23 protein-coding genes are annotated in these 25,750 nt (G+C 67.6%); 11 read left to right on the forward strand and 12 right to left on the reverse strand.

The genetic code is table 11. The features are described 5' to 3' along the window. Positions 1-369 precede the first annotated feature (369 nt). Positions 370-2,067: a chromosomal replication initiator protein DnaA gene (dnaA, locus tag ABGB08_RS12310; RefSeq protein WP_347589506.1), complete on the reverse strand. Its 1,698-nt coding sequence runs from the start codon at positions 2,065-2,067 to the stop codon at positions 370-372. Between the two features lie 523 nt (positions 2,068-2,590). Here dnaA and rpmH point away from each other — a divergent pair. The 10 genes from rpmH (at position 2,591) to ABGB08_RS12360 (ending at position 9,562) form a co-directional block, all read left to right on the forward strand. Continuing rightward, positions 2,591-2,728, forward strand: coding sequence for a 50S ribosomal protein L34 (rpmH, locus tag ABGB08_RS12315; protein WP_015772801.1), 138 nt, complete (start codon positions 2,591-2,593; stop codon positions 2,726-2,728). A gap of 93 nt (positions 2,729-2,821) precedes the next feature. Continuing rightward, the gene (gene rnpA / locus ABGB08_RS12320) at positions 2,822-3,163 is read left to right on the forward strand and encodes a ribonuclease P protein component (RefSeq protein ID WP_155353558.1); all 342 of its coding nucleotides are present in this window, start codon (positions 2,822-2,824) and stop codon (positions 3,161-3,163) included. Positions 3,164-3,234: 71 nt separating this feature from the next. Next, entirely contained in the window at positions 3,235-3,480 is a 246-nt protein-coding gene (gene yidD / locus ABGB08_RS12325; RefSeq protein ID WP_155349658.1) for a membrane protein insertion efficiency factor YidD, read from the forward strand. A gap of 4 nt (positions 3,481-3,484) precedes the next feature. Then, positions 3,485-4,435, forward strand: a complete 951-nt coding sequence (gene yidC, locus ABGB08_RS12330) for a membrane protein insertase YidC (protein WP_347589510.1) — start codon at positions 3,485-3,487, stop codon at positions 4,433-4,435. Between the two features lie 30 nt (positions 4,436-4,465). Next, positions 4,466-4,960 (forward strand): R3H domain-containing nucleic acid-binding protein, encoded by a 495-nt coding sequence (locus ABGB08_RS12335; RefSeq protein WP_155349630.1) that lies wholly within the window; start codon positions 4,466-4,468, stop codon positions 4,958-4,960. A gap of 414 nt (positions 4,961-5,374) precedes the next feature. Next, entirely contained in the window at positions 5,375-6,124 is a 750-nt protein-coding gene (rsmG, locus tag ABGB08_RS12340) for a 16S rRNA (guanine(527)-N(7))-methyltransferase RsmG (RefSeq protein WP_347589512.1), read from the forward strand. Positions 6,125-6,496: 372 nt separating this feature from the next. After that, entirely contained in the window at positions 6,497-7,273 is a 777-nt protein-coding gene (locus tag ABGB08_RS12345) for a ParA family protein (protein ID WP_155353556.1), read from the forward strand. Between the two features lie 166 nt (positions 7,274-7,439). Continuing rightward, positions 7,440-8,498, forward strand: coding sequence for a ParB/RepB/Spo0J family partition protein (locus ABGB08_RS12350; protein ID WP_347589514.1), 1,059 nt, complete (start codon positions 7,440-7,442; stop codon positions 8,496-8,498). Between the two features lie 578 nt (positions 8,499-9,076). Beyond that, the gene (locus ABGB08_RS12355) at positions 9,077-9,220 is read left to right on the forward strand and encodes a hypothetical protein (RefSeq protein WP_347589516.1); all 144 of its coding nucleotides are present in this window, start codon (positions 9,077-9,079) and stop codon (positions 9,218-9,220) included. 48 nt (positions 9,221-9,268) lie between these two features. Beyond that, a complete protein-coding gene (locus tag ABGB08_RS12360; protein WP_347589518.1) occupies positions 9,269-9,562 on the forward strand; it encodes a hypothetical protein in 294 nt (97 codons plus the stop codon). A 1,372-nt stretch (positions 9,563-10,934) separates the two neighbouring features. Here ABGB08_RS12360 and ABGB08_RS12365 read toward each other — a convergent pair. From ABGB08_RS12365 to ABGB08_RS12375, 3 genes are read right to left on the reverse strand one after another with little or no spacing between them, the layout of a single operon-like run. Then, complete coding sequence (locus ABGB08_RS12365; RefSeq protein ID WP_347589520.1) at positions 10,935-11,960, reverse strand: beta-eliminating lyase-related protein; 1,026 nt, start codon at positions 11,958-11,960, stop codon at positions 10,935-10,937. 23 nt (positions 11,961-11,983) lie between these two features. Further along, positions 11,984-12,934: a D-alanine--D-alanine ligase gene (locus tag ABGB08_RS12370; RefSeq protein WP_155349634.1), complete on the reverse strand. Its 951-nt coding sequence runs from the start codon at positions 12,932-12,934 to the stop codon at positions 11,984-11,986. Between the two features lie 59 nt (positions 12,935-12,993). Then, positions 12,994-14,226: a PLP-dependent aminotransferase family protein gene (locus ABGB08_RS12375; protein WP_155353702.1), complete on the reverse strand. Its 1,233-nt coding sequence runs from the start codon at positions 14,224-14,226 to the stop codon at positions 12,994-12,996. A 925-nt stretch (positions 14,227-15,151) separates the two neighbouring features. On the opposite strand from ABGB08_RS12375, the gene ABGB08_RS12380 reads away from it, so the two are divergent. After that, positions 15,152-15,769 (forward strand): GNAT family N-acetyltransferase, encoded by a 618-nt coding sequence (locus ABGB08_RS12380; protein ID WP_347589522.1) that lies wholly within the window; start codon positions 15,152-15,154, stop codon positions 15,767-15,769. Positions 15,770-15,862: 93 nt separating this feature from the next. Here ABGB08_RS12380 and trxA read toward each other — a convergent pair whose 3' ends face one another. From trxA to ABGB08_RS12420, 8 genes are all read right to left on the reverse strand, one after another. Beyond that, entirely contained in the window at positions 15,863-16,186 is a 324-nt protein-coding gene (gene trxA / locus ABGB08_RS12385) for a thioredoxin (RefSeq protein ID WP_155349636.1), read from the reverse strand. A gap of 31 nt (positions 16,187-16,217) precedes the next feature. Next, a complete protein-coding gene (trxB, locus tag ABGB08_RS12390; protein WP_347589525.1) occupies positions 16,218-17,150 on the reverse strand; it encodes a thioredoxin-disulfide reductase in 933 nt (310 codons plus the stop codon). A 229-nt stretch (positions 17,151-17,379) separates the two neighbouring features. Then, positions 17,380-18,219 (reverse strand): zf-HC2 domain-containing protein, encoded by an 840-nt coding sequence (locus tag ABGB08_RS12395; RefSeq protein ID WP_347589527.1) that lies wholly within the window; start codon positions 18,217-18,219, stop codon positions 17,380-17,382. Further along, a complete protein-coding gene (sigM, locus tag ABGB08_RS12400) occupies positions 18,209-18,817 on the reverse strand; it encodes an RNA polymerase sigma factor SigM (RefSeq protein ID WP_155353551.1) in 609 nt (202 codons plus the stop codon). Before sigM ends, ABGB08_RS12395 begins: the two co-directional genes overlap by 11 nt. Before the next feature lie 529 nt (positions 18,818-19,346). Continuing rightward, positions 19,347-20,864, reverse strand: a complete 1,518-nt coding sequence (locus tag ABGB08_RS12405) for a protein kinase family protein (RefSeq protein WP_347589529.1) — start codon at positions 20,862-20,864, stop codon at positions 19,347-19,349. 113 nt (positions 20,865-20,977) lie between these two features. After that, positions 20,978-22,591, reverse strand: a complete 1,614-nt coding sequence (gene murJ, locus ABGB08_RS12410) for a murein biosynthesis integral membrane protein MurJ (RefSeq protein ID WP_347589531.1) — start codon at positions 22,589-22,591, stop codon at positions 20,978-20,980. 439 nt (positions 22,592-23,030) lie between these two features. Continuing rightward, positions 23,031-25,100: a hypothetical protein gene (locus ABGB08_RS12415; protein ID WP_347589533.1), complete on the reverse strand. Its 2,070-nt coding sequence runs from the start codon at positions 25,098-25,100 to the stop codon at positions 23,031-23,033. A 37-nt stretch (positions 25,101-25,137) separates the two neighbouring features. Continuing rightward, positions 25,138-25,641 carry a YbaK/EbsC family protein gene (locus ABGB08_RS12420; protein WP_347589535.1) on the reverse strand — a complete coding sequence of 168 codons (504 nt, stop codon included), beginning with the start codon at positions 25,639-25,641 and terminating at the stop codon, positions 25,138-25,140. Positions 25,642-25,750 lie beyond the last annotated feature (109 nt).

The raw sequence follows: 25,750 nt of genomic DNA on the forward strand, positions 1-25,750 counted from the left end.
ATGGCTGCCGTTGTCCACCGCACCTGTGGGTAAACGGTGGATGACGAAGCGTGGCCTGTGGGGAACTTTCGGTCGTCCACAGGCCATCCCCAGGAAAACGGTCCGTCATCCACTGGTTACTGGTGGTTGCCCACAGGTTTTCCCCAGGTTATCCACGGGAGACACGCCCATCCCGGTTGGTGATTTTTCCACTGTGCACAGAGCGTCCACAGACCATGCACAGGTTGTCCCCAAGTTATCCCCAACTTGTCCCCAGAGTTATCCACAGGGTGTGGGAAAAACGTCTCGCGAAAAGATCTTCAGAGGGTCGCTAACACGGCTCTGAGGTGTAGTGGCGGTGATCCACAGGAGATATCCACAGCCTGTGAATCAAGCTTGGCGACCGCGTTGCTTGATGCGGGTGGTGAGCTCGTTCACCTGGTTGTACATCGAGCGCCGTTCGGCCATCAGCGACCGGATCTTCCGCTCCGCGTGCATGACCGTGGTGTGATCCCGGCCGCCGAACTGCTGGCCGATCTTCGGCAGCGACAGGTCGGTCAGCTCCCTGGCCAGATACATGGCGATCTGCCGGGCCGTCACGAGCGCCCGCGACCGCGAGCCGCCGCACAGGTCCTCCAGCGAGACCCCGAAGTACTCGGCCGTCGTCGACATGATCAGCGCGATGGTGATCTCGGTGTCCGCGTCCTCGCTGATCAGATCCTTGAGCACGACCTCGGTCAGCTGGATGTCCACCGACTGCCGGTTCAGGCTGGCGAACGCGGTCACCCGGATCAGCGCGCCCTCCAGCTCGCGGATGTTGGTGGCGATCCGGCTGGCGATGTATTCGAGCACGTCCGGCGGCGCGGCCAGCCCTTCCTGGATGGCCTTCTTCCGCAGGATCGCGATCCGGGTCTCCAGCTCGGGCGGCTGCACGTCGGTGATCAGGCCCCACTCGAACCGGTTGCGCAGCCGATCCTCCAGCGTGACCAGCTGCTTGGGCGCGCGGTCACTGGAGATGACGATCTGCTTGGAGGAGTTGTGCAGGGTGTTGAAGGTGTGGAAAAACTCCTCCTGCGTCTGCTCCTTGCCCTCCAGGAACTGGATGTCGTCCACGAGCAGGATGTCCACCGCGCGGTAGCGGGCCCGGAAGCCGTCGGCCTTGTGGTCGCGGATGGAGTTGATGAAGTCATTGGTGAACTCCTCCGAGCTCACATACCGGACCCGGGCGCCGTCGTACAGGCTCTGCGCGTAGTGGCCGATCGCGTGCAGAAGGTGCGTCTTCCCCAGCCCCGAGTCACCGTAGATGAACAGCGGGTTGTACGCCTTCGCCGGCGCCTCCGCCACCGCCACCGCGGCCGCGTGCGCGAACCGGTTGCTGGCCCCAATGACAAAGGTGTCGAAGGTGTACTTGGCGTTCAACCGCGCCGGTTCCCCGCTGGTACGGCTCCCGCCGCGACTCTCCCACCGGTTCTGCACCGGCTCCGGCGTGGGCGGCTCCGTTACGAACTTGGGCGGCTCTGTCGGAATACCCCCGCCTTGCCCTCCCGGCGATGGGTACGGCTCCGCCGACGGCTGCGCGTGCGGCTGCTGGGCCTCCTGTGGACCATCCTGAGCGAACGAGAAACCCGGCTTGGCCTGTGGACCACCCTGTGGATAATCGGGGGACAACGCCGAACCGCCCGGCCGAAAGTCCTGGCCAAAGGCTGGTTGTGCCCCTCCCTGCTGGGGAAAACCGTTGTCCACCTGCTGGGGATATCCGGAGGGACGGGGGTAGTTCTGCCCAGGAGCCTGGGGATAACTTTCGCGCTGCTGCTGCCCGCCCTGCTGCTGGTTGGTCGAGTCGACCATGACCGCGATCCGGACCGGGCGGCCCAGCTCCTGCGAGAGCGCGTGCGCGATCAGCGGGCGAAGCCGTACTTCCAGGACTTCCTTCGCGAAATCATTGGGGGCGGCCAGCAGGATCGTGTCGTTGATCAGGCCCGATGGCGTGGTCATCTGCAGGAAGGCGCGCTGCTGCCCGGAAACACCCTCCTCGGTGAGGGTGGCAAGTGCGCGGGCCCATACCGCGTTGAGGTCGACACCGTCCACGGCTCGGCCCTCCTCCCTACGCGGCCCCCGCTCGCACGCCGCGATCCGTTATCCACACCCGCTTATGGCCGGGGTCGTTCCGGCGGCACCAGTCCCCGCTACTTGATCCACAGAGATCCACAGAGGATCCACAAGTTGTGCACAGGTCGTGCACAGCCTTCGGGATGGGGAGGAAGGTCTGAACGCCTGACAGTAGCGGTGTGCCCACCCGCGTTCAAGACATTGTCCACAGCCTAGTGGTTGCCGCGACCACAGGGTGTGGACGGCCGGACCACCGGTGGAAAACCAGGTCACGAGCCTGGGGAAAACTCCGCTGCACACTGGTATGGTCACGCTCTGCGCTGATGATCAGACTAATGAGGAATGCCCGCCGGTTTGACCATCGGGCGGATCCCCCGTAACGTGTTGCGGTCGGCTTATCCGTGACGGCTATTTCGCATGCCCTGCGATCGGTGAGCCGGAAATCGTGCACAGTACACGCCCGAGGACCGTCCCGGGTGTCACTCAAGCCTGGAGCCCACTCGTGAGCAAGCGTACTTACCAGCCGAACAACCGTCGCCGCGCGAAGACCCACGGCTTCCGGCTGCGCATGCGCACCCGGGCCGGCCGCGCCATCCTGGCCGCCCGTCGCCGCAAGGGCCGCGCCGAGCTGACCGTCTGATCCACCCGTCTGATCCACAACCTGATTCGCAGCCGAACTGAGGAAAGCCCGCCGCCCCGTGGCGGCGGGTCACCTTATATAAGGAAGTAGCCGGTGCTGCCGTCCGCTTACCGCATGCGGCGGGGTGACGAGTTCGCCGAGGCGATCCGTCGCGGGCGCCGCGCCGGACGTCCATCGCTGGTCGCCCATTTCCGCGCCGGTGAAGGGGATTCTCCCCCACTTGTCGGATTCGTCGTCAGCAAGGGCGTCGGCGGGGCAGTTGTGCGCAATCAGGTCAAGCGGCGGCTCAGACACCTGATGCGGGCACGTATACACCTACTTCCGAGAGGTAGCCTGCTGGTGGTACGCGCCAATCCTCCGGCCGCGTCCGCGCGCAGCGAACACTTGGCCGCCGATCTCGATGTCGCGCTCGAACGACTTCTCCGGCGGCCCTGAGATGGACGGTCATGACAGCCGAGCAGCCCGCACCAGCGACCTCGGGAACACCGGGCACCACGCCCGTCCCGATGTCGCCCGCTGCCCGGATTCTGGTGGCTCCGATAAGATTTTACCGGGCTTTCATCAGTCCCCTTTTCGGGCCACGCTGCCGATTCTTCCCCTCCTGCAGCGCATATGGTGTGGAGGCGATCGCCGTTCACGGGGCGTTGCGCGGGGTGTGGTTGACCATCAGGCGTATCGGCCGATGCCATCCCTTCCACCCCGGCGGGTTCGATCCCGTGCCCCCTCGACCCCACAACACGCAAGGGAGCTAGCTCGGTGGAGCTGTCCTGGCTGAATTGGCTGTATACGGCCATCGCTCAAGTGATCACGTGGATCCACACGGGCTACAGCACTGTCATTAGTCCCGACAGCGGCCTGAACTGGGCGCTGACCGTCATCACGCTCACCGTGCTGATGCGTATCCTGATCTTCCCGCTCTTCCTCAAGCAGATGCGCTCGTCGAAGAAGATGCAGGAACTGGCTCCCAAGATCCAGGACCTGCGCAAGCGGTACAAGAACGACAAGCAGCGCATGAACCAAGAGGTCATGCGCGTCTACCAGGAGGGCGGCGCCAACCCGCTCGGCGGCTGCCTGCCCATCGTGGCCCAGTTCCCGATCTTCATCTCGATGTTCACCGTGCTGAACGCGATGGCGCATGGGCAGCCCAAGTTCGGCATGTCGCAGGAACTGGTGAACAACGCCCGCGACGCGCACATCTTCGGCGCCCCCTTCCCGGCGACCTTCTTCACCAGCGCGGCCGACATCGCGAAGTACAACGCCGACCCGGTCGTCGCCAAGATCGTCCTGGTGGTCTTCGTCGCGATCAGCTCGCTGACGACCTTCCTGACGGTGCGGCAGAGCGTCACCCGCTCGATGGCGCAGATGCCGGACAATCCGATGGCGCAGCAGCAGAAGATCTTGATGTACATCTCTCCGCTGTTTGCCGTCTTTTCCCTCAACTTCCCGCTTGGGCTGATTCTTTACTGGGTTACCACCAACGTGTGGACGCTGGGTCAGCAACACTGGTTCTACAGCCGTAACCCGATGCCGCAGTTTGACGCCAAGGGCAACCTGATCCCGCCCAAGCCGCCGGCCAGCCTGCTCTCGCGGTTCCGGAAGACCAAGGAGACGGCCGAGGAGCCCGTGGCCCCGCCCGAGCCTAAGATCGTCCGGCAGCAGCCGACCCGCCAACCGCGGAGCAAGCGGACCGGCAGCAAGAAGTCGTGAATACCGAGCAACGTGAGAAGGAGTTCGGACGTGACCGAAGCTGAGGAGACCGTCAAGGCGGCTCCCGATGTCGCTGCCCTCGAACAGGAAGGTGAGATCGCGGCCGACTATGTCGAAGGCCTGCTCGACATCGCCGACCTGGACGGCGACATCGACATGGACGTCGAGGGCGACCGCGCGATGGTGTCGGTTGTCGGCCTCAAGGGTGGGGACCTGGTCGGCCCCTCCGGCGAGGTGCTGGAGGCGCTCCAGGAGCTGACCCGCCTGGCGGTGCACCGCCAGACCGGCGAGCGGTCCCGGCTCATGCTCGACGTCGCAGGCTACCGCGAGCGCCGCCGAGCCGAACTGACGAAGATCGGCACGGCCGCCGCGGAGGACGTCAAGGCCACCGGCGAGCCGAAGGCGCTCCAGCCGATGACCCCGTTCGAGCGGAAGGTCGTGCACGACGCGGTCGCGACCGTCGGCCTGCGCAGCGAGTCGGAAGGCGAGGAGCCCCGCCGCTTCGTCGTCATCCTCCCCGTCTGAGTCCCCCATCGAAAGCCGTCGATCTCATCGGGATCGACGGCTTTCCTGTTGTGTACGGCTTACGCGTCCCCAGATGCGCAAGCTTTCGGGATCAACGCACAACCGGGGGAATGCGGTGCCGTCTCCAATCGAAATGGGCTGCGCAGACCTCCCCGGCCAACGCACAACCCGGGGAACGCGGCGTGGGCGTGCCCAAGCCTCCGGGCCAATGCACAACCCAGGGAACGCGACGCCAGACCTGATCGGTGTGGGGCGTCCGCAAACGTCCCGGCCGCACTGGGGTGCTCGGCGGACCCGGATTCGCGTCACCCGATTGCATTGTTGTGGCCGTGCCTCGGTGGCCGTGCCGATGGCGCACGCCCTTCCCCGCATGCCTGGCCGGTGGTTTGCCGCCCGGCCGATACCCTACGAGAGATGACCGGAGAGATGAGCGAGCAACTTCCCCCTGCCCCCGATGTGGCCTACGAGGTTTTTCACGGTGCGGCGATGGCGCGGGCCGAGGCATTCGCCGGTCTGCTGGCGGGCCCCGGGGTGGTTCGAGGGCTGCTCGGACCCCGGGAGGTCCCCCGCATCTGGGATCGCCATCTGCTCAACTGCGCGGTGATCGCGGAAGCCGTTCCGCCGGACGTGCGCCTGGTCGACATCGGCTCCGGCGCCGGTCTGCCCGGCATCGTGCTGGCGATCGTCCGGCCGGACATCCAGGTGACCTTGCTCGAACCTCTGCTGCGCCGCACGGTCTTTCTGCACGAGTGCGTCGACGCGCTGGGGCTGGACAACATCGAAGTGCTGCGAGCCAGGGCCGAGGAGGTCGCCGGTGAGCGCGAGTTCGAGGTGGCAACCGCGCGGGCGGTGGCGCCGCTCGATCGGCTGCTGACCTGGGCGATGCCGCTGCTCGCACCGGGCGGCATGCTGCTGGCGATGAAGGGGGAGCGCGCAGCCGAGGAATTGCACGGCGCCGCGTCCCAATTGCGCGCCTCGGGGGCGCGAACGGCCGAGCTTGTCACGGTCGGGCACGGTAAAGTCGAGCCACCCGCAACTCTTGTCCGGGTTATCGCCGGGCCCAAGCCCAGTGTGGGACGTCGGCATGAGGGCGCGAGAGACGGTGATCTCAGAGGTCGGCATGAGGTCGCGAAGCGAGGTGCACGGCGCCGACGAAAGAGGTGACGGTCGTTCCTGGTGCGGTAACGGGCTTGGGATGGCCGAATGAGTTCGCGGACGGGCGATCGGGGCAGCTGTCGGGGGTCGGCTGGCCACTTTCTCCGTCTGCCGGATGTACCGGTGGACGCGTTGCCGGAGATGCTGTCGGAGGTGCTGTCCGATGGATTGCCGGATGCACCGCCGGATGAAAGGACGACCGTCATGTCCCAGCCCCCGCTTAACCCAGGTGATTCCCCGCTGGTTCGAGAGGCACTGAGTTCTGTGGTTTCACGTGAAACAACCGCACCCACTGCGGCACCTACGGCGGCGGCTGCGACGCCGGTCGGATATTCCGCTCGTCGTGAGGAGGGCTGGCCGCACCCGCCCAAATGCCGGGTGATGACGATTGCCAACCAGAAGGGCGGCGTTGGCAAGACGACGAGTGCCGTCAACCTGGCCGCGTCGCTGTCCATGCACGGATTGCGGGTGCTGGTCGTCGACTTGGACCCGCAGGGCAACGCGTCGACCGCCCTGGCGACCGAGCATCGCGCCGGAGTGCCGTCGATTTACCAGGTCCTGGTGGAGGATCTGCCGCTTGAATCGATCGTGACCGAGGTCCCCGACATGCCCGGCCTCTTCTGCGCGCCGGCGACCCTGGACCTGGCCGGCGCGGAGATCGAGCTGGTTCCGATGGTGGGCCGGGAGACGCGGCTCAAGCGGGCGTTCGCGGCCTTCGAGTCGAAGATGAACTTCGACTACATCCTGATCGACTGCCCGCCGTCGCTCGGCCTGCTCACGGTCAACGCGATGGCGGCGGCCCAGGAGGTGCTGATCCCGATCCAGTGCGAGTACTACGCGCTGGAAGGCCTGACCCAGCTCCTGCAGAACGTGGAACTCGTCCGGGCACACCTGAACCAGACGCTGACCGTGTCCACGATTCTGCTCACCATGTACGACGGCCGTACCCGCCTGGCCTCTCAGGTGGCCGAGGAGGTGCGCTCCCATTTCGGGGCCACCGTCCTCGACGCGGTCATTCCCCGGAGCGTACGCGTGTCCGAGGCGCCCAGCTATGGGCAGTCGGTCATGACATACGACCCCGGTTCGAGTGGGGCCATGGCCTATATGGAGGCGGCTCGCGAGATGGCCTATCGCGGAGCGGCGGTTGCCGACGCGTGAACCGGTAGCCTTGTTGATGGCCGCGCCTCCGGCACGGCGGGCGTGGCCGCTGGGGAGTCTGTGTCTTCCCTCGTCTCTCTGGTCGCTTCGCTCCCTGTGTTCCTCAGGCCAGACACAGGCGCGGCCAAGCCATAGGGTCGTGCGGTCCGGTCGGTAAGGAGCATCGTTGAGTCAGCAGCGTCGGGGACTCGGGAAGGGCCTGGGTGCCCTGATTCCCACCGGGCCGATCGTCGATCCGGGTGTCGCCGCGGGAAGTCCCGGGGGCCCTGGCGGGCCAGGCGGTCCTGGTGGTTCAGGTGGCCTGGGCGGTCCAGGGGGATCCGGGAGTTACGGGGGAAGTTCATCGGCGGGATCTCCCCCGGCCGACCACGACGAGCTGTCCGGGCTGCGGCCGGTCGCCGGGGCGTACTTCCAGGAGATCCCGCTCACCGCGATCGTGCCGAATCCGCGCCAGCCGCGTGAGGTGTTCGACGAAGATCGGCTGGACGAGCTGGCCGCGTCGATCAACGAGGTCGGGCTGCTGCAGCCGGTCGTGGTTCGGGCGTCCGGGGCCGGCACGTTCGAACTCATCATGGGGGAGCGGCGCTGGCGCGCTTCCCAGCTGGCCGGGCTCGACCAGATCCCCGCCATCGTCCGCAGCACGCAGGACGACGAGATGCTGCGCGAGGCGCTCATCGAGAACCTCCAGCGGGAGCAGCTCAACTCGCTGGAGGAGGCGGCGGCCTACCAGCAACTGCTGGACGACTTCGGGGCGACGCACGAGCAGCTGGCGAAGAAGGTGGGCCGATCCCGGTCGCACATCACCAACACGCTGCGACTGCTGAACCTGGCACCCGAGGTGCAGAAGCGCTTGGCGGCTGGGACGATCACGGCCGGGCACGCCCGAGCGCTCCTTCCCCTCGATGACCCGGCTGCGCAGGTACGCCTGGCCGACCGCATTGTGGCCGAAGGCATGACGGTCCGAACCGTTGAGGAGATCGTCTCCATCGGAGACGTCAAGTCCGGCCCCGCCCCCAGGAAGCCCCGCGCCAAGCAGCCCGCGGCCCCCGCCCTCCGGCACCTGGCGGATCGCCTGTCGGATCACTTCGAGACTCGGGTCAAAGTCGATTTAGGGCGCCGGAAGGGGCGGATCGTGGTGGAGTTCTCCACGATCGACGACCTTGAACGCATCATCAGCACGATGGCCCCCGACACCGCCAACCAGATGCGCTCCTTCGAGGAGTAGCCCACGAGCTCACCAGGAAACCACCATGGTTTCACGTGAAACAGCCCCCGATCCGATCCGGATCGGGGGTTTGGTTTTGTGCCGGGTTCGGGGCTCGCCTGATCGCGCCGTCGCCGCCGCCCCAGACGAGGATCGGCGGTCGCCCTCTCTCTGCGACGGTGAACGAGTCGATCTCGTGGATGTGACCGATCGGGCTGGTGGTGGCGAGCTGTGTCGGAAATGGTTCACGTGAAACGGCCCTTGATTGGTTGTATCAACGCCTCCCGGCCCCACCCGCCCAACATGGGTGGCCCCAGCCAGCCGATCATGGGATCAGGGACCAGCGAGTTCTGGCCTCGCCCCAGCTGCCCCTCGCCGACGCAGTTCCAAGCCCGCCGATCACTTGGAGATGAGGCCAAAACCCACGCGAACTTCGCGTCTACCGAGGATCCACAAGTGGAGCCAGAGTGCTTGGACGTGGGGCCAGCTGTCGCTGTCCAAATCACCTTGATCGGATCCGGATCTGGGGGTGCGTCTGTGGGGGTTCGTCAAGGGAAATCGGGCTGCGTTCGAGCGGGCTGGCAGGGCAGCATGACGGGATGCCGGATCTGCTGTGGGACGACGTCAGGAACTTCTTCGATCCTGACTTGATGGGTGCTTTGCCGGACGTGTGCGTGGCTGGCACCTCGGTCGATGATTGGCAGGCCGTGTTCGACCTGTTCCAGCCGCGTGGATGGACGTAGGAGTTCTCCGAGGGTGGCGTTGTTGGACCACTGCCGTCGGCGGCAGAGGTGCTGACGCGTCCGGTCGACTCCGAGGCGGTCGAACTGCGGGTCTGGCCGGTCGCGGATGTACTGGCGATCTTCCGGCCATACTCTGCCGACGAGATCGACTTCGACGTCGACCTCCGCGAGTTGCAGGGCCAGGCCGGGGTGGACGTCCTGTGCGACTTCCTGAGCGCGATCGGCCGTGGGCTGGGCAAGCCGGTGACCATGACCGCCGAAGGCGACTACGGGAACCCGGTGTTCGGGTTTGATCCTGCAGCAGACTGCGTGGTGTTGCTGGCGGATCCCCGGCTCAATTGACCGGCGTGGTCGGCCGAGAGTCGTAGACAGTGCTGTCGCGGAGCATGGCGAACGGGCTGTCGACCCGGCGTCGAGTTAGGCAGAGAGGGCTTGGGTGTGGTGTTTGCTCTGGCTGATCTGCCAATCGCAGTAGGCCCGAGAGGCCGGGTCGATGAGCGATGCGAACTCGGCCGGGAAGAACGCCCATCAGACCGGACAGGCTGGCGACACGGCATCCGGCGTCCCGGGCGACCACCAATGGCCGGGAGCCCTGTTGCGGGGTTGCGAGGAAGGTAACGAGGGGATCGGTTCTTTGCCGCACTCGATCGCCTGCGAGATGGACACCACCTTCGGTTGGCTGTGGTGCTCGTTCCTAAGGGCGCCTAGTTGCCCCAGCACATCCTCCGGCCGAAGCTTGCCGTCGTCGGTCTCGACGGCCATGAGCTTGGTCCCCAAGACGTGCTGGCGCGGGTCTCCGGACTCGACTGAGCCAGCGTGGTTTCACGTGAAACAGCGCCAGATCTGTGCGAGGTCGAGCCTTGGCTCTTTGCGCGGCTGGGCATGGGTGGCGACTGTTTCATGTGAAACATCGCAGATTCGACGAGCGCTGACTCAACAGGCCTCCCCCCGATGTTCGACCCTGTGGTCGTGTTTCACGTGAAACACGACCACAGGCGTCACGCCTTCGGTGTCAGTGCAAGCTCGGACGAATCCCTCGGCGCTCGGAGGCGGGGGCGATATGGCCGGTCGTCTAGGGAGCGGGGAAGCTCACCGTGAATCCGCTTCCGCAGTCCGTCGGCATCTCAACCAGGCCTCCGCGGGCGTTGCGGCCCTCCCGCCTCCTGCTCCTCGGCGGCGAGCCCGTTCGAGGAGGAGATTGTGATGTGGCGGAACTTCGTGGCCGCAGCCACGGGGGACATCGCCGAGTTCCGCGAGAACTGGGAGACGAGTCCGAGGCTGCGGCGAGGGTCTTCCAGGTCCGGTTATCGCCGCCCGCCGCCCGCCGCCCGGGGACAGCTCTCCAGTGGACGAGATCAAAGCGGAGACCGAAACCCTCCAGAGCCTGCCGGGACTGGCCCTCGTGCGGGAGCTGCGGGGGCGTCGGCCTTGAGGGCGGGGTGGGGGGAGCCACGGTGATCGCGGGAGCCGGGCGGGGCCCGGGGGAGAACAAAAGTGTGGGTGGGAGTGCCACGCGGATCAAGCTGTCGCTTCGTTGGGGGTGACCACGGTGATGGCGGGGTCGGGCGGAGCCCGAGGGAGAACGAAGGGTTGGGTGGGTGGGGGATCCCCGGCAGCCAAGACTCAGGGCTGGTGGCCAGAGGTGGTAGCCGGGGGTGTTCTGCGGGCGTGCATGTTTCACGTGAAACAGTTGTCGGCGATCGGCTTGGAACGGCTAGGCGTGTAATGCTTGGAGGTCGGTGATGAGGGCGTCGACGTCGTCGGGGGTTGTGTCGAATGAGGTGACGAGGCGGATGACGCCGGTTGGGCGGTCCCAGATTGAGAAGAGGTGGCGTTGGGCGAGTTCGACTAGGGCCTTCTCGGTGAGGATGGGGAAGACGGCGTTTGATTCGACTGGGTAGCGGAGGGTGAACTGGCTGGCGATGCCGTCCGCCAGGCGGTGGGCCATTGCGTTGGCGTGGGCTGCGTTTTGTCGCCAGAGGTCGTCTGTCAGTAGGGCGGTCAGCTGGACGGCGACGAAGCGCATCTTGGAGGCGAGTTGCATGCCCTGCTTCCGGAGGAAGAGCGCGCTCGCGTCGAATTCCGGCCGCAGGATGACCAACGCCTCCGCGCCGAGGGCGCCGTTCTTGGTACCGCCGAAGCTCAGCACGTCTACCCCGGCATCCGTGGTGAGCGCCCGCAACGAGCAGCCCGCCTCGGCGGCGGCATTGGCCAGACGTGCCCCGTCCATGTGCAGATAGAGCCCGTGCGCATGCGCGACCTCCGCCAGCGCGGCCACCTCATCCGCCGTGTAAAGCGTGCCGCACTCGGTCACCTGCGAGATGGACACCACCTTCGGTTGGCTGTGGTGCTCGTTCCCGAGGGCGCCCAGTTGCCCCAGCACATCCTCCGGCCGAAGCTTGCCGTCGTCGGTCTCGACGGCCAGGAGCTTGGTCCCCAAGACGCGCTCCGCCGCCCCCGCCTCGTGACCGTTGATGTGCGCGCTGGTCGGACAGATCACCCCGTCGAACGACCGCAGCATCAACCCGAGGCCCATCACGTTGGCCCCCGAGCCGTTGAACATCGCATACGCGGAGGCCTGCTCTCCGAAAGCGGCCCGGAAGGCGTCCTCCATCTCCCGGGTCCACCGATCAGCGCCGTACGCCACGGCGTCTCCCACGTTCGCCGCCGCGATGGCGGCCATCACCTCCGGATGCACGCCGGCGTGGTTGTCACTACCAAAACTCTTCCCATGAATCACCCGGCCAGCCTAGCCAGCCCGGCTTATGGCCGCCCCGCCGCGATCTCCAGCAGCCCCCGGCACAGCGCGCCGAGATCACGCCCGGCCGCCTCGGCCGCCATCGGCAGCAGCGAGGTCTCCGTCATGCCCGGAGCGACGTTCACCTCCAGGAAGTACGGCCGCCCGGAGCCGTCCACGATCAGGTCGGTCCGCGACACGTCCCGCAGGCCGAGGGCCGTATGCGCGGCCACGGCCGTCGCCAGGCACGCCTCGGTGGCCTCGGGGGAGAGCCGGGCCGGGGCGAAGAACTCGGTGTGCCCGGCGGTGTAGCGCGCCGCGTAGTCGTACACCCCGGCGTCCGGCACGATTTCCACCGGCGGCAGCGCCACCGGTCCCTCCCCCAGGTCGACGACCGACACGGCGACCTCGACGCCCTCGACGTACTTCTCGATGAGCGCGGTGTCGCCGTACGCGAAACAGCCGACCATCGCGGCCGGGAGCTCTTCGGCGGAGCGCACGATCGACGCGCCCAGGGCGGAACCGCCCCTGGACGGTTTCACGAAGAGCGGCAGTCCGAGGGAGGCGACGATCCGGGCCAGCACCGCCGACGCGCCCAGATCGTGGAAGGTCTCCTTGGGCAGCGCCACCGAATCAGGAGTGTTCAACCCCCACGAGCGCACCACGGCCTTCGCGGTCGGCTTGTCGAACGCCACCCGGCACGCGTCCGGCGCGGCCCCCACATACGGCACGTTGAGCAGCTCCAGCACCGAGCGGATCGCGCCGTCCTCCCCCGCGCCGCCGTGCAACGTCACGAACACCGCGTCCGGGGGATCGGCGAGCACGGAAGGAACCAGCGAGGAATCGGTGTCGCGGGTCTCCACGTCCACCCCCGCCGCGCGCAGCACCTCGGCGACCCGGCGTCCGGAACGGATGGAGACCTCCCGCTCGTACGACAGTCCGCCCGCCAACACCAGGACGTGTCCGAGATCGCTCATCTCCAGGCCTTTCCAGGATCGCTGTACGGCTAGCCCGAACAGGCTAGCCGTACCCGATCTCAGGCGAGGTCCGGACCCGGCGTGTCGACCCCGGCGTGGCCGGGTGCCCGGCCGGTGCCGAACATCTCGCGGGTGCGCAGTTCTTCCTCGATGACTCCGGCCAGCCGGCGCACGCCCTCGCGGATGCGGTCCGGCTTCGGATAGCAGTACGACAGGCGCATCTGGCGCTCGCCGCCACCGTCGGAGAAGAAGCCGGTGCCGGGCACGAACGCGACCCGCTTGTCCACCGCCTGCGGCAGCATCGCCTTGGAGTCGAGGCCTTCCGGCAGGGTCATCCATACGAAGAACCCGCCTGCGGGGCGGGTCCACGTGCAGCCCGGTGGCATGAGCACATCCAGCGAGCTGAGCAGGGCGTCGCGTCGCTCACGGTAGAGCTCGCGGAAGGTCTTGATCTGCTCGCGCCACGGCTGGGTGGCCAGGAATTGCCCGACCGCCAGCTGGGTGAAGGTGGAATGCGAGAGCACGGCCGACTCCATGGCCAGCACGAGCTTGTCCCGGACGGCGTGCGGGGCGAGCGCCCAGCCGACGCGGAATCCGGGGGCGAGGGTCTTGGAGAACGAGCCCAGGTAGACGACCCCGTCGGGATCGTCCGCTCGGAGGGCTCGCAGTGGTTCTCCGTCGAACCCGAGCAACCCGTATGGGTTGTCTTCGACGATCAGGATTCCGGCTCGCTGGCAGATCTCCAGCACCTGCCGCCGGCGCACCTCGTTGAGGGTCACACCTGCGGGGTTCTGGAAGGTGGGGATCGTGTAGAGGAACTTGATCCGGTTGCCTGCGGACTTGAGCGCGTAGATCGTCTGGGCGAGTGACTCCGGGATGAGGCCCTGGTCGTCCATCGCGATGTGCACGACCTTGGCCTGGTAGGCCGAGAACGTTCCCAGGGCGCCCACATACGAGGGCCCTTCGGCCAGCACGATGTCGCCTGGATCCACGAAGATCCGGGTGATGAGATCCAGTGCCTGCTGCGAACCCACGGTTACCACGACATCGTTGGCGCCTGCGTCGATGCCCTCTTCCCGCATCACTTCGCAGATCTGCTCCCGCAGCGCGGGGTCTCCCTGTCCTGAGCCGTACTGCAGGGCCTCTGGCCCCCGCTTGGCGATCAGGTCCGCGACCAGCTCTCCCACGACGTCCAGGGGCAGCGCGGTGACGTACGGCATGCCGCCGGCGAGCGAGACCACCTCGGGCCTCGACGCGACGGCGAACAGAGCTCGGATCTCGGAGGCGACCATCCCGGTAGCTCGTGCGGCATACCGATCGACATAAGCGTCAATGCGCGACCCATGCGCCGCGGGCGTCCGACCGTGATCCGTCTCGTACGTCACGGTCCACCTCCATTTCGTAGCCGGAAATCCAGACTAAGGCAGCCGGACGAACCGCACACACCCGGTCTCATCCCTTGAGTTCTTGCTTGCCGGGGATCTCCCCCCACCCTCCCTCAACCTCACCCCAAGACTCCGCCCCACCCCCTCACCCAAAACCCCACATCAGAGCTCCCCCGCCAACCCATGCCAGGATCTCCGCTCGCCGGCGGATGCCCTGCCCGAAGGCTCCCCTGTGGCTCTATCCCTGATTGCCGTGACTGTTCCCACCCGCCCAGCCCCTTGTTTCCCCTCGGGCTCCGCCCGCCCCCGTCATCGCCGTGGTTCCCACACGAAACGGCACCCACGGCGCCGTGGCCCTCCCACCGGCAAGAGACGCGGAAATCCGCTACGACCCCATGAGCTGACCAAGCCCCAAGGCCGTGACGACATTGGCGGAGTCCGAGGTCCGTGACCACATTGGCCAGGGCGGAATCCGAGGTCCGCGACGACCCGTGGCGGACGAAGTCCCAAACCCGCAACGCCATGGCGGACCTAAACCCGCAGCGACCGATGGCGGACGAAGTTCCAGGGCCGTGACGACATTGGCCAACTGGAATCTGAGGCTCGTGACGATGCGAACGGGTCGGCGAGCGAGAGGGGACGGGTGGGGCGGGAGATTCCCCGTACATGTTGCCAATGGGATTTGGGCCACCCTTGCGCCCGTAGTCATATGTCGCGGCCGAGCCTGCCGTGCCGGAGGTGTGGCCGTGAGCGCAGTACTATGCCAGCTTGGGGCCGCGCGGTTTCGCGGGCTTCCGGGTCACGACTCCTGGGTGGGGAATAGGGGTTTCACGTGTCGCGTCGGCTGGCCAGTATCACCTTGGACAACCTTGACGATCTGCCGCGGCGGTGTCGGCGTTGTGTGTTCTGGGAGCTTGATCCGGTCAGTGGGGAGCGGGCCGTGCAGGCGGGGGATCCGGGGCTGGAGAAGGAGGCGTGGATTTCGGCCACGCTGCTGGAGTGGGGGAGTTGCGGGAAGATCGCGTACGTGGACGGGGTGGCGGCGGGGTTCGTGCTCTACGCGCCGCCGTTGTACGTGCCGCGGTCGGTGGCGTTTCCGACGTCGCCGGTGAGTTCGGATGCGGTGTTGTTGATGACCGCGCACATCATTCCCGAGTTCTCGGGTGGTGGCCTGGGCCGGATGCTGGTGCAGGGAGTGGCGAAGGATCTCACTCGCAGGGGCGTACGGGCGATTGAGGCGTTTGGGGATTTGAAGTGGGAGCAACCAGGCTGTATGGCCCCGGCTGACTACCTACTTTCGGTGGGATTTAAGACGGTTCGTCCGCATTTGCGGTTTCCGCGGTTGCGGCTCGAACTCAAGACGGCCGTGTCGTGGCGTGAGGACGTCGAGGTGGCACTGGAAAGGCTGCTGGGGTCTATGAGTCCAGAGCGAGCCTTGCGCCCTGTCTGAGCCGTCTCAGGCGCTTCCAGGGGGCATTGGGTGGCTAATCCCGTACAAACGGAAAGCCTCCTCACCCGTGAGGAGGCTTTCCGTTGGCGGGGTTTAGATGATTCCGTCGAGTTCGCGGAGCAGCATCGCCTTCGGCTTGGCACCGATGATCTGCTTGACGACCTCGCCGCCCTTGTAGACGTTGAGGGTCGGGATCTGGAGCACGCCGTAGTCACGCGGGGTGGCCGGGTTCTCGTCGATGTTGAGCTTGACCACGGTCAGCTTGTCGGCGTGTTCGGCGGCGATCTCTTCCAGGATGGGGGCGACCTGGCGGCACGGCCCGCACCATTCGGCCCAGAAGTCCACGATGACGGGCTTGTCGCTCTTGAGGACCTCGGTGCCGAAGTCCGCGTCGGTCACGCTCTTGATGGCGCCCACTGTTGTCTCCCCTTCGTGATGGATCGGTGAATCAGTCGTCGAGTTCGGTCAGCCAGCGCTCGGCGTCCAGCGAGGCCGCGCAACCCGTGCCGGCGGCGGTGATGGCCTGGCGGTAGCTGTGGTCCACCACGTCGCCGCAGGCGAACACGCCGTCCAGGTTGGTCCTGGTGGTCGGCGAGGCGACCTGGATGTAGCCCTCCCCGTCCAGGTCGACCTGGCCCTTGACCAGCTCGACCCGGGGGTCGTGGCCGATCGCGATGAACAGGCCGGTGGCTTCCAGCTCGCTCTCCTGGCCGGTCTTGAGGTTGCGCAGGCGCACGCGGCTGACCTTCTTGTCCCCCAGCACGTCCACCACCTCGCTGTCCCAGACGAAACGGATCTTCTCGTTCGCGAACGCCCGGTCCTGCATGATCTTGCTGGCACGCAGCTCGTCACGGCGGTGCACCACAGTGACGGTGCGGGCGAACCGGGTCAGGAAGGTGGCCTCCTCCATCGCGGTGTCCCCACCGCCGACCACCACGATGTCCTGGTCGCGGAAGAAGAACCCGTCACAGGTGGCACACCAGGACACCCCGTGCCCGGACAGCCGCTTCTCGTTCTCCAGGCCCAGCTCGCGGTAACCGGAGCCGGTGGCCAGGATGACGGCCTTGGCGTAGAAGGTGTCGGTGTGGGTCTTGACCACCTTGGGGGTGGCGGCCAGGTCCACCTCGACCACGTCGTCGGCGACCAGTTCGGCGCCGAAGCGTTCGGCCTGCTTGCGCAGGTTGTCCATGAGGTCGGGCCCCATGATCCCGTCGGGGAAGCCGGGGAAGTTCTCCACATCGGTGGTGTTCATCAGCGCGCCCCCGGCCGTGACCGAGCCCTCGAACACGAGCGGCCGAAGATCGGCGCGGGCGGAGTAGACAGCCGCCGTATAACCGGCGGGTCCCGACCCGATGATGATCACGTTACGGACGTCGCTCAACGCTTCTCGCCTCTCTCTGATGTAGCCACCGGCGTCAACAGATCCTAGGCGTCCACGATTCCCGGTCCCGCATGAACGTCCCGCTGGAGGACGCCCATGCCGCCTCGGACGGTGCGCAGATCGTGCACATTCAAACGAATGGTCGTTTCTAACACGACCATTCGTCGGGGCGGCGGCACGCCGCGCATGACAAAGCCCCGCCGTAAAGCGGCGGGCTTCGAATGGAACATCAGTTCCAGGTGGCTAGGCCGTCTTGGCGGAGTTCGTGGCAGTTGTCGTCGACGACGACGACGCGGACCTTGTCGAGGCTCTGGTCTTCCCAGAACGCCATCACGGTGGCCTCGTTGCCGTTGTACAGGGCGCGGTCGACGGCGATCGGCGCGCGGTCCAGCTCGTTTGACTTGGCCTGGACGCAGGCGTCCAGCTGCTCGTCGTTGTTGGTTCCGGTGCCGGGTTCGGGGCCGAAGTAGCCCACCAGCGGGCCGGACAGTTCCCGGGACGTGTAGTTGTGGCCGCTTGCCCGAACCGTGTACGCCAGCGCCCGTTGCGGGCTCCGGTCGGGGGTGGACACGCTCGTGGTCGGCTCGGCCACGGTCCCGCTGGGGGATGAGAACAAGCTGGTGGCCAGGGTGGTCACACCGAAGACTCCAGCAGCGGCGGCGACCGCTCCCAGCGAGGTCAGCCAGGCGCGACGGCCGCGGGACGGCTTCCGCAACGGCGTCACGGTCGCCAGCACAGGCTCATCCGCCGGCACAGACACAGTCGTCAGTGCCGGCCTAACCGGAATATCCGAGATGCCGGACATGGTGGGAGCCGAGTGGGCGGGGATTGCGAACGGGTTGGGCTCGGCGGCCAGGGCGCGGTCGATGCGCATCGCGACCCCCAGCGGCATTGCCGGAACCGGGACCGTCGCGAGCATCTCCCGCACGGTGGCCAGGTCGGCGAGGCTCTCCCCGCAAGGGTCGCAGACAGCCAGATGCTGCCGGACCCGATGGGCGGTGGCGTCGTCGAGCAGTCCCTCCGCCAGCTCTGCGAGGATTTCCAGGTCGTAGTGCGTGTCACCCGTCACGAAGTTCTGCTCCCTTCGCGGATGAGACGCGACTCAGGTCGGTTCGGTTCCGTAGATGCGAAAGAATCGGGGCGAGTTTCGCACGACCTCGCGCACATCGGCTCTTCACGGTTCCCGCGGGCACCCCTAGGACGGATGCCGCGTCCTCTACTGAATATCCCATCATGTCCACCAGCACCAGGGCTGCGCGCTGGTCGGCGGGCAGCAGCTTGAGCGCGGCGGTGACTTCCATGGACACCTCGCGCTCGGCGGTCTGGTCGGGGCCGGGCGTGTCCCGCTCGGCGGCCTCGATCAGCTCGTCGTCGGCGACGGGGCGGACCGACTTCCGCCGCATCCGGTCCAGACAGGCATTGACCACGATTCGATGCAACCAGGTGGTGACCGCCGCGTCACCCCGGAAACTATCCGCTTTCCGATAAGCGGACATGAACGCATCCTGTACGGCATCCGCCGCCTCATCCGGATCGCCCAGCGTACGCAACGCGACCGCCCACATACGATCCCGATGCCGTTTCACGATCTCGCCGAACGCGTGCGGGTCGCCACCGATATGGCGGGTGAGCAGGTCGGCATCCGTCACCGCCGGCCGAGCGCCCACGGCGGTAGGCTGCTCGACCGGCGCCGGCTGTTCTGGTTGAGGGGTCACGTCGCCGATCCCAGGGTGTTCAGGTCCAAGATGCTGCCACAATACTTCCATCCAGCGGCAATAAGGCGCGTAAACCAGATCAAATGGCTTGGTCGCGCCGTGTTTGGACTGGCGAACGCAGGTCGCACAGCCATGTGATTACCCGGGGTTCTCCCACCCACCCAGCCCTCTGTTTTCCCTCGGGCTCCGCCTGACCCCGCCAGCAGCGTGGTCGCCCGAACGAAGCGGCAGCTTGATCAGCGTGGTTCTCCCACCCACCCAACCCTTTGGTTACCCCGGGCTCCGCCCGGCCCCGCCATCGCCCTTCCTCGGGCTTCGCCCGAGCCCGCCAGATCCGAAGGATCCGGCCACGTCGCAACTGCCAGATCCGAAGGTCCGGCCATGTCGCAACTAAGGGCCCGAAGAGAATTAACTTGCGTGCTCACCAAGGGTTCGCCGAGGTCAGTGGCTTGAAGATCTATGAGTTATCGCTCTGCGGGCCCTAATCCTCAGTTGCCGTGATCTCCAGATCCAGGACCATCCCGCGGAACCTGTTCTGATACGGCGGAAGTTCGGTGAACCACACCATCAGGTACCGGCTCGGCTCGCTCCCCGTGAGATCGAACGTCACCTTCCCCATCGCCTCCTTGGTGGACGCCGCCACCGTGAGCGCCTCTGGCGTGGGTTCGCCCCCCAGCTTGAGCTCGGCGGACCCCCCGGGCACATCCCCGAAGTCCACCATCACCTTGGTCAGCTTCGCGTCGCGCCCAAGATCGATGAGCAGCCCGACGCCCTTCTTCAAACCGCCGAACTTGGCGTCGTTGTAACTCTCGGTGTGCCAGTCCGTCCCGTACGACCCATCAATCGCCCGGGGCGCCAGCTCGTTGCGCTCCTCGCCGTCGCCGAGCGGGTCGAACCCGATCGCTCCGGCGGGGGTGAGGGCGACGGTCTTGGCCGGTTCCGCGCCGGGTGTCGTGGGGGCACCGCTGGCAGGGGTCTCGGATTCGGTGCCGAGGCTCTTGCCCAGGCTCCACGCGCCGACGCCGACCACGGCCATCACCAGCAGGGCCACCAGCGTGACCAGGAACCGGCTGAACATGCCGGGCGGGCGGCGTGGCGGCGCGGGGGGCGGGGGCACGGGGCGGGCGTGGAGCGTGTCCACCGCTTCGGCGCGCAGTTCCACCGATGGCGGCACGGTCGAGGCGGGCGCGGGCACGGGGCGGGGGACCTGGGACAGCGCTTCGGCCACCTCGGCGGGGGTGGCCAGCGGGGTGGGGCCGCGCTTGAGCCCCAGGATGCGCGCGGCGATCGTGTCCAGATATCCGGGGACTCCGGCGGTCACCTGGCGGGGTGTGCAGATCTTCCCGTCGTCGAGCGGCGCGGGCGGCAGGCCGCAATCGTCCTCGCCGGGCCAGTGGCCGGTGAGCGCCGCATACAGCAGACGGCCGAGCCCTTCGGCGTCGGCGTGTTCGGCTTCCTCGGGGGAGTCGGCCTCCCGGCCCAGGATGGCCGCGTCCACGCCCACCCCGAGCAGTTTGACCGTGCCGCCCTCGGTCCACATCAGCCGCCCGGGCGTCAGGTTGAGGTGGCACATGCCCGCTTCGTGCGCGTGGGCGAGGGCTTCGGCGGCTTCGGCGACCAGGACCGCGCCGCGCTCGGGTTCCATCGGCCCGGCGGCGAGCAGGTCGAGCAGGGACTCGCCGTGCACCCACTCGCTCACGACATACGCGGTGCCGTCCTCGTCGGCGGCGTCGAACACCTGGGTGAGCCGGGGGTCGGTCAACCGGCTCGCGGCGCGCGCGGCCAGGACCACCTCGGACTCGCGCGGAAACTCGCGACTGAAGGTGTGCACGGCGACCGGACGGGCCAGAATCTCGTCGATGGCCTTCCACAGGGTGGCCCCGCCGGATTCGCTCACCCGGTCTTCGAGCCGGAATCGATCGGCGAGACGGGTGCCGGGTTCTACGGCGGACATGCTCACCGGGCCGCCCCCGCACCAGGCCGGCGACGCGACGTGCATCCGCCCACGCTTTTGCCTCCGCTCACCGGTTTTACTTCTACCAGACCATGCTAGTGCCGCGCCGGGGCCACGCCACGCCCGCCGGGACCACACAACCGGGGTGGAGAAACCGTTTAGCGTCCTACCCGTCTCGTGACCATTCCAATGATGGAACTCACCTCGGTGATCCGGAGCCGGTGCGCCACCAGCAGGTAGACCAGGCCGCCGAGCCCGCCGCCGACCGCCAGCACCGCGGCCGAGCTGAGCGCGGTGATGTCGGCCACCCGTACGCTCCCCCACAGCACCAGCAGCGCGATCAGCGCCGCCGGGATGGCCGCCAGATACATCCGCAGCAGCCCGCCCGCCACGATCCGCCCGCTGAGCCCGCCGATCCGGCGGCTGGCCAGCAGCCAGGCCAGCGCGGCGCCCAGCACGTAGGTCACGGTGAACGCTCCGGCCAGGCCCATCACCACCAGCTCCGGCGGCAGCACGACATACAGCGTGATCCCGATCGCGGCGTTGATCAGCACGTTCACCCCGGCGACCAGCGCGGGGGTCCGGGTGTCGCCGAAGCTGTAGAACACCCGCAGCAGCAGCTGGAAGATCGAGAACGGCACCAGCGCGAGCCCGAACACCTGCAGCACGTGCCCGATGTAGATCGCCTGCTCGGTGGAGACCGCCCCTCGCCCGAAGATCAGCACGGTCACGGAGGGGCCGAGCACCATCAGCAGCAGCCCCGCCGGCACGATCACCGAGGAGACCATCCGCACCGCCGACGCGAACTCACCCCGGGCCGAGTCGTACTCCCCATCCCGGACGAACACGCTCAACCGCGGCAACATCGCCGTGATCACCGAAACCGCGATGATCCCGTACGGCAACTGGAACAGCTGGAACGCATACGAGTACGGCGTGAGCCCCCGCCCCGCGATCCCGTCCGCGAAGGCCGCGCTGCCCGCTCCGGTGGCCAGCCGCGTGGTCACCACGAAGCCGATCTGGTTGATCGCCACGAAGGTCAGCGTCCAGACCGCGAGCCGGCTCAGCTCCCCGAGCCCGGCCCGCCAGATGTCGAACCGCGGCCGGAACCGGAACCCGGCCCGCCCCAGCGCGATGACCAGCACGATCGCCTGCGCCACGATGCCCGCCGTGGTGCCCAGGCCGAGCAGCAGCAGCTCGCCGTCGGTCACTTTCGCCACGTCGTGCGTGCCGTGCCGCAGCAGGTACGCCACGCCGACGCCGATCACGACGACGTTGTTGAGCACCGGCGCCCACATCGGCGCGCCGAACCGGTCCCGGGTGTTCAGGATGGCCCCGGCCACCGCGCCCACGCCGAAGAAGGCGATCTGCGGCAGGATCAGCCGGGCCAGCGTGATCGCCGCGTCGATCCCGTCCGGCGCCAGGTCGTCGGCGTAGAGCAACACCAGCGGCCGGGCCAGCAGCACGCCCGCGACGGCGATCAGGGTGAGCGCGAGGGTGGCGGCGGTCAGCAGCCGCTGCTCGTAGGCCCGCCCGCCGTCCGCGTCCTGCTTGTGGTGGCGCAGGATGGCAGGCACGATGACGCTGCTGAGCACGCCGCCGATGAGCAGGTCGAACAGCACGAACGGGATCGTGTAGGCCACGTTGTACGCGTCGCCGAGAATGGTCACGCCGATGGCCGAGGCCAGAATGGCGGTCCGCAGGAAGCCGGTCAGGCGCGAGACCAGCGTCCCGGCCGCCATGATCGCGCTGGCGCGCAACAACCGGCTCATGTCACTCCTTGGTACGGCGGAACCACGAGGCTACTGGGGATCGCCCGCTAATGCTCGCCTGCCTTCGCCATCCCTTTGGTCGCCCGAAGGAAGCGGGAGCTTGACCCGGGTGGGCGAACCACGGCGCCGTGGTGCCGTTTCGTGTGGGGAACCACGGCGATGACGGGGGCGGGGCGGAGCCCCGAGGTAGATCAACGGGCTGGGCGGGTGGGAGTTTCACCGCAATCAATCGACACCAGCTCGAAGGGTTGAGGTCCGTAGCGGGTGGGCAGGGCGGACACTCCGGCCGACCGTGATAGCGGGCCTCTCGTGAGCCGCTGGTCAGCGGCCATCGCGGGCGCGGTGGTCTCTGGCACGGTCTTACGTCGGCCTACGTGTCCGCCCTGCCCACCCGCAGGGTGACGCGCCGTACTCCGCATCGGTCCTACCCCGCCGATGTTTACGCCTCCTGGGGTTCGCCGTGTTCGCGGACCGAGGCGGGTAACAGGGGTCGCTTCTTTGAGCGGCGGCGGAGGATGCGCATCACCACGGCCGCCATCATGATCGCGACAGCTGCCCCCACGATTACTAAAGCGATCCCGCCGTATCCGGTCGCCGACACGGTGAGTTTGGCGGCTTTGCCGTACACGCGGTCGTCGGGGGTGAGGAGTTGGACGTTGAGCGTGGCCTGGCCGCCGTCGCCGAGTACGGTGACGGGCACGTCGAAGGACTGGGTCTTGCCCTGGGGGACGGTCACGGCTTCGGTCTCGTAGACGCCCTCGGGGGAGCCGGAGCTCGCCTCTACGGCGAGTAGGGCGGGTTGGGCGGATTTCACGCGGATGGCGATCTTGACGTCCTCGCGCATTCCGTTGGTGACGGTGATGGGGATACGCCCGTTCTCGCCGGCGATCGAGCGGGGGTCGTCCGGCCGGGCGACCGACACCAGGGCGATCCGCGCGTCCACCGCCTGCTCGACTTTGGTGATGAACGCCGCCGCGTCTTTCTCGCCGCGCTGGCCGCGCCAGGAGGCCGAGGCCAGCCGTAGCACCGCCGCCTCGAAGACCCGCGCCCCGCTGGTGGGCACCTTGGTGGCGGTCTCCACCTTCCTGGCCAGCTTGCGGACGGTCGTCATGTACGCCTTGGACAGCTCGGCCTGGCGCGCCTGCGGCGGATAGACCAGATCGCCGCGCGGGGTCCTGCCTGGCTTCACCGAGTCGAGCGTGATCGGCCGGGTCCACGGCAGGGGCTTGAGCAGGTCGGCGACGAAGGCCGGGTCGGGGTTCCACATCCGGGCGGCGGGCGCGACGATCACGCTGGCCACCCGGTTCTGTGGCGCGGAGAGGCTGAGCATGGCGGTCTCGGCCAGGAACCGTTGCCGCGCGGCCAGTGCCGCCCCCGGCGCTTTGGTGTCGGTGCTCAGCAACTGACCCAGGACTGGATCGGCCAGTTGGGCGGTGACCTGGCCTTTGACCGTGTCCAGCGCCGCCGCGGGGACGGCGGTGGCGGCGTCGAGCGGGTTGACGGGCGGCAGCGCGGACCCGGTCAGCAGCACGGAACGGGTTCCGTTGACGGCGAGCTCGTCGAGGCCGTCCCGGTCGATCAGGCCGCCCGCCGGCCACACGGTGGTGGCCGGGATCTGCCGTTTGAGCAGCTGGCTGGCCACGGCGGAGCCCTGCGCCACGGCCTCCTCGGTCGTGTTGTCCAGCCCGTTGTGCACCAGCGCGGCCACATCCGGATCCCCGTACGGCGTGGCGATCACCGGGTTGTCGGCCAGGGCGGTGCGGACCCCGTTCAGCCAGGCGCCCGCATTGGGGTCGGCCGTCCTGTTCGCCCTGTCGCGGTCCCTGTGCGCCTGAGACAGCCGCTGGGCGTCGTCCAGCAGGGCAGGGTCGACGAACCAGGTGACGTTGCTGTCCACGGTCTCGGCGAGTTTGAGCACGTTGGCCAGGCGGCCGTCGCCGAGCAGGTCCTCGTCCATGAAGACGCCGTCGTCGGCCTGGTGCTGGCGGCCGATCAGGGGCAGCGCGACGGCGACCCTGGTCTTGCTGAGCTGGGTGCCGGCGGGGATGTAGGTCAGGAAGGTGCGCACGGCGGCCACCGGCGGCTCGTTCAGCCCGTGCGCGACCTCGATCGTCAGCGCGTACACCCCCGGCTGGGTCAGCCTCAGCTGGCCGGGGGCGAGGTCGAGGGTGAACGGGAGCTTGCCGGTGCCATCGAGGACAGCGCCCTGAATGCTGGTCTTGTAGCTGTTGGTGAAGTCGGCCTGGCCGGTGGCGTGGGCGTCCATGTCGGCCCGGGACCGGAGCGGGGTGCCCGAGCCATAGCGGACCCGGACGAAGACGGCGGCCTGCGGCGTGCCACTGACCACGCCGGAGATCGTGATCGGGGCGCGGGGGTCCGGCGACTCCGGGGTGATCTCCGTGAGCATCACCCCGTCCGCGGCCGCGGCGGAGGCGCGCGCGCTCGCCGGGTGTGCCAGACCTGGCGCGACGAGCCAGGCGGCGGTCAGAAGGGAAACCAGGCGACGCACGCCCTGAATGCTATAGGCCTGGGATATGTGGCCGTTGTTAACCGATGCGACCGTGACCGGTGAGATCCACGGGCTTGGCGTCCACAAGGGCGAACAGATGGATTGCGCGTAGTCGCAATACCGTGCTGCGTTCGCCGGTCGCGGTGTAGACGAACTCGTCGGGGTCGGTGCCGTCGATCAGCCGCTGGTCGATGAGCACGGTCAGCCGTTCCGGCAGCAGCAGCGGCCCGACCAGACCGGCGGCGTAGTCGGTGGCCGCGTTGACCAGGAAGGCCGAGGCCGGCTTGACCCGCTGCGCGCCCAGCAGTGCGCTCACCCCTGCGGGTTTGGGCGGCGTGGCGACGGACCCGATCACGGCCACCGGCTCCCGCACGCCGCGGACGGTGGCCTCGAAGACGCTGACCCCGACACAGGTACGCGCGGGGACTCCCAATACCTTGGGCAGGTCGTCGAAGCAAGTCAGCACACGCGGAAGCCGTACGATCTCATGGTGGATCTGATGGGCGAGGAGGCGGCGGTGGATCGCGAGGGCGTCCTGCATTGTCTGCGCTCCTTCATCGTGCCCCCGACAGATCTGCGACTGACCGTAACCTGGTGATCGCCATAGGTGTACTAGCCCAGAAGCACCTGTTCCGTAATCGAAGGACTAC

The organism is Acrocarpospora sp. B8E8, assembly GCF_039871605.1.
GTDB classification, from domain to species: domain Bacteria; phylum Actinomycetota; class Actinomycetes; order Streptosporangiales; family Streptosporangiaceae; genus Acrocarpospora; species Acrocarpospora macrocephala.